Genomic DNA, 3,762 nt, shown 5'->3' with positions numbered 1-3,762 from the left:
GGCAAAAACCGAAGAAAACCTTAAAACCGTGTCCGGGATCAGTTGACCACTACACAGGCCCATGCAGCCGAAGCCGAGTGCCGATACTTCAAGTGAGCTGTTGCCGAGTGTGCGCTTGTGCATTTCGTTCTCCCGAATATAGCGTCGGGGAACAGTAAGCGGGCTAACGAATGAGGACTAGACGGGTAAATCGGCAAGGCTTCATGAGGATTGCTCATTAGTCAGAGAAAATTGAGGTGGTGCCTGTGTCTTCATGAACGCTCAGGCGTTCTACGCTGCTCAGAAAAAAGTTTAATTTCGTATTCGATAGTAAAACCGTTCGACCTTTTTTGGCCGATAGATGCCTATGAAGACAGCCACACTCTAAATTTGAGGGGGACGCTCAAGCGTCGAGGGGGCAGGGTTGCGGAAATGATCGAAAAGATGTGGAAACGATCCACAAAGCTTGGAGAGTAATCTCAGACCCCAGATACGACAAAGCCCTGAATAATCAGGGCTTTGTCGTACATAAGATGGCGGAGGCGATGGGATTCGAACTCATGGACCTGTTACAGTCGACGGTTTTCAAGTCCATGACTAAAGCAAGTAATTTCAATGGGTTATTACCTGAAGTATTCCGCTTTGATTGTGCGCCAGCGCCCTTCGAGCGGCCGGTAATGGCCAACTCAGCCTCTTCGGCTTCGGATACGCGTAAACAACGTGTTCACGGCCTCAATATCGCCAAGCAACTCATCAGGATGCGCTACGGGACGCTGTTGGCCGGCTGCATGTGAATGCGCGCTGACATTGCGACAGCATCGGTCGTGCAGGCGTTGCACTTCACGGAATTCATGCTCCTGCACAGCCATCACGCCATTAAGCCGGCCTACTGAGATTCCATCGCGAAACCGGACAACGGTTTCATTGAGTATCGTGTCCTCGATACCGATTTCGATCGTCACGCGAAGTTCACTGTATGCATTGCGGATCGCATACCGCTCAGTGTCTCCGGGAGGGGTGTTGAAGGTTGCTGCAATTTGTTGCTGGTCACGACGGTGTTGCGCGATGCGCTCGCGGTGCCGGCGCATGTCATACGGCAAACCGGCATCGACGTAACCAGGGCCTTCCGCCCGGTAGCTGATCGACCTCACTTCAGGTGCAAGACCCGCATCTTGGCAGAGAGTTAATAGTTCACCGAAGAATACAGCGTCGTGGGTGAATACAATGACTTGCCGGTTGGCGGACTCCTCCACAATCCGTTGCGCGACGGCGGTTCTATGGCTGTGGTCGAGGCTTGAGACCGGGTCGTCGAAAACGATTCCGGAAGTCGATCCCGATTGGTGAAGCTCAGCGAAGAAGTAGGCAAGCGCACACATACGCTGCTCTGCCTCGCTCAACACTTGGTGCGGGGCAAGCTGGCACTCCAGCAGCTGAATTCCCAGGCGAACTGCCCCGGCCTCACCGGCTGAGCTGACTCCAGCTTCAATGTGCCTAAGCTCCAGCCTAATGAGCTCCTCGTTCATGCGTCCAGCCAGAGCCTCACTGATGTAAGTCCGAGTCAGTTGGCCAGCTAGCACGCTAATCGTCCGTGTTGCTGCGATGTCATTTAGGCAATTCTGGAGCCGAGCCCTGTGGGCCAGGTTATCAATCACCCGTGCTATGCCTTCGATATGCTCGGAAAGTAGCTGCCGCGCTTCTAACTCTTTCAACCGTAGCTTTTTGGCCGATAATGCCTCTGTGTCCAAGTTTGCGAGCAGGCGGCCCGCCTCTATGTGAAGTACATTCGCAACGTGAGTGATCGACGCCAACGGATTCGCTCCACGATACCCAGGACAGTCCTACCATACCCCAGTAGCCACAGCTCTTTTGAGCCACTGAAGTCGGGCGACCAAGTCATCCTGAAAGGTCTGGATATCGTCCGGAAGAGCTGGCACACGCGCCCTCAGGCTCTCCAGCATGTTAGGGGCAACTGTGAAGTCGACACTTGCTGGGCCGACTTCTCGAACGATCTGCTGCCAAGCGTTGCGTGCAGCCTGAGCAGTCTCCGCCGCCCGGTCTCGAATGTAGTGATCGAATCGCTGCAACCGGTCCTGCGCTTCAGGACTGAGCTCTTGCTGGCAAAGTACACAGACTGCATCGTCATAGGTGACCGGGAAGGCCTGCCCTGGATATGCAGTGGTGGACGAGTACTCACGAGCAGCGTTGAATAGCAACGCCCAAGGACCTTGCCCCGTTCCAGGAAGTAGCTGTGTAGTATCTCCGGCCTGCAGCATGGCGGACGCTGCACGTTCAGCTGTCTCAGCCTCAACGACGGCACGATGTGCCTGGTGCTTGGCATCGATAGCCTCATCAGACACTACGCCGGCCACCACAGCGATGAGGCTGGCTAATTCATCGACCCGCGTTGCAGCATGCTCAAGTAGCTAGGCCCGGGCAGACGGGTCCGCTTCGCTGATCTCCTGCGGAAGTCGTACACGCTCAGCCTGCTCATGATCGGCGAGCGTAGCCAATTCACGCGCTTGCGTCAGATCAGAGGTTGGGCCAATCGGATGCACCGCTCGTCCGGCATCGGTGTCAGACGGAATGACACTGAACGGTGTCGTGTCTGTCGCAAGGCCCGCGATTTCAGCCTGTAGCGCGGGGCGGAGAGCCTGATTGAGCCCATTAGCCAACTGCTGGAGATAAGTCAGAGCAGATGGCTGAAAGTTGGCAGCTTCTCATGACTGCAGGTAATGCCGAGCGCAGTCGCCATCAAAAACGGAAATGCCCCGGAGTTCTGGCTGCGGTACGTTATCGCGATGACTGCTCCAGGTCGTCTGTCCGGCGGCGCCGTCCAGCGCGAAGTCAATAGCAGCGCTTGGTATGAGTTGCAGGTAATCCGCAGCGTAAGCATTGGCGTAGACAGCACCCGGGCTACGGGCGCGGCACGCCTGTTTCAGTACCCGTGCGTAACCGGACTTCCCCGTTCCGTTTCCGCCGTACACGATAGTGAGGCCATGCAGCTGGAAGTTCAAAGCCTCACTGTTAGGGATCTTCCCCACGTTCGTAAGTGAATGCAGGGACTGCAATACGACCGTGTGCTCCCGATTCGCCTCGGCGGGGAAGTGTTCTGCGGCGAATAGGACAGGCTGAAGAACCGGCAGAAATGCGCTTCGCACCCCATGGTGTTGCTTAGCGAGATCAAGAATCTCGACAAGATCCTGATCAATCCAGTCACCCTGGACACACAAACGACGCAAGGCGTCGCTGCGCCACGGCGGCAGCCTTTCCGACCAAGCCAGTACTTCCTCGTATATAGGCATACCTTACCTCTCTGTCCGTGAGGTTGTAAGGATAGTGCACCAATCGCTACCTGGTGGCCGGCCGGCGAGCTCTGAATCTGGATGACAACGTTCGCGCATTTCCGTAGCAATCTGATCGTCTGGGATGTTGCTCCCGCTTCTGCACACTACGAATCAGTTGCTCTTCATCAGTAGCTGGAGCAAGTGCGAAATACCAAAACTTGATTTGGCGAGCACTGAGGACGCTTTCTCAACAGGCATTTTCCGACCCGAAACCGAACTCTGCGAAGGAGAGCTATAGGCAGATAGCTGCCGCTCACGAATGGCGGCTTTCGGCCATAAGCAGCCATTCGTAAATGTCCGTTTTCGACTCATAGCGGCCCTTCGCGAAAGGTAGCAATTGGCCGAAAGCAGGCCTCAGAGGATCCTCTTTTGGTATCAAGGAGCGATCGTGTCCCAGGAAGTGGTGTAACTCATCATGGCCTTGGCCGCTGAGTTTGCC

3 protein-coding genes are annotated in these 3,762 nt (G+C 55.6%); all 3 read right to left on the bottom strand.

Going from position 1 to position 3,762, the window contains the following annotated elements; genetic code table 11:
- Positions 1 to 665 precede the first annotated feature (665 nt).
- Complete coding sequence (locus ACW9H9_RS28310; protein WP_457346657.1) at positions 666 to 1,787, bottom strand: AAA family ATPase; 1,122 nt, start codon at positions 1,785 to 1,787, stop codon at positions 666 to 668.
- A gap of 909 nt (positions 1,788 to 2,696) precedes the next feature.
- Complete coding sequence (locus ACW9H9_RS28305) at positions 2,697 to 3,281, bottom strand: hypothetical protein (RefSeq protein WP_457346656.1); 585 nt, start codon at positions 3,279 to 3,281, stop codon at positions 2,697 to 2,699.
- Between the two features lie 295 nt (positions 3,282 to 3,576).
- On the bottom strand, positions 3,577 to 3,762 hold a 186-nt coding region (locus tag ACW9H9_RS28300), incomplete at its 5' end, for a hypothetical protein (RefSeq protein ID WP_457346655.1).

It is taken from the genome of Pseudomonas sp. SDO5215_S409, assembly GCF_054071325.1.
The sequence above is the reverse complement of the archived record's forward strand: the minus strand, read 5'-3'. Positions and strand labels throughout refer to the sequence as shown.

Bases quoted from the DNA above. Each gene is read 5' to 3' on its own strand.
- ACW9H9_RS28305 (WP_457346656.1), bottom strand. From the start codon at position 3,281: ATGCCTATATACGAGGAAGTACTGGCTTGGTCGGAAAGGCTGCCGCCG.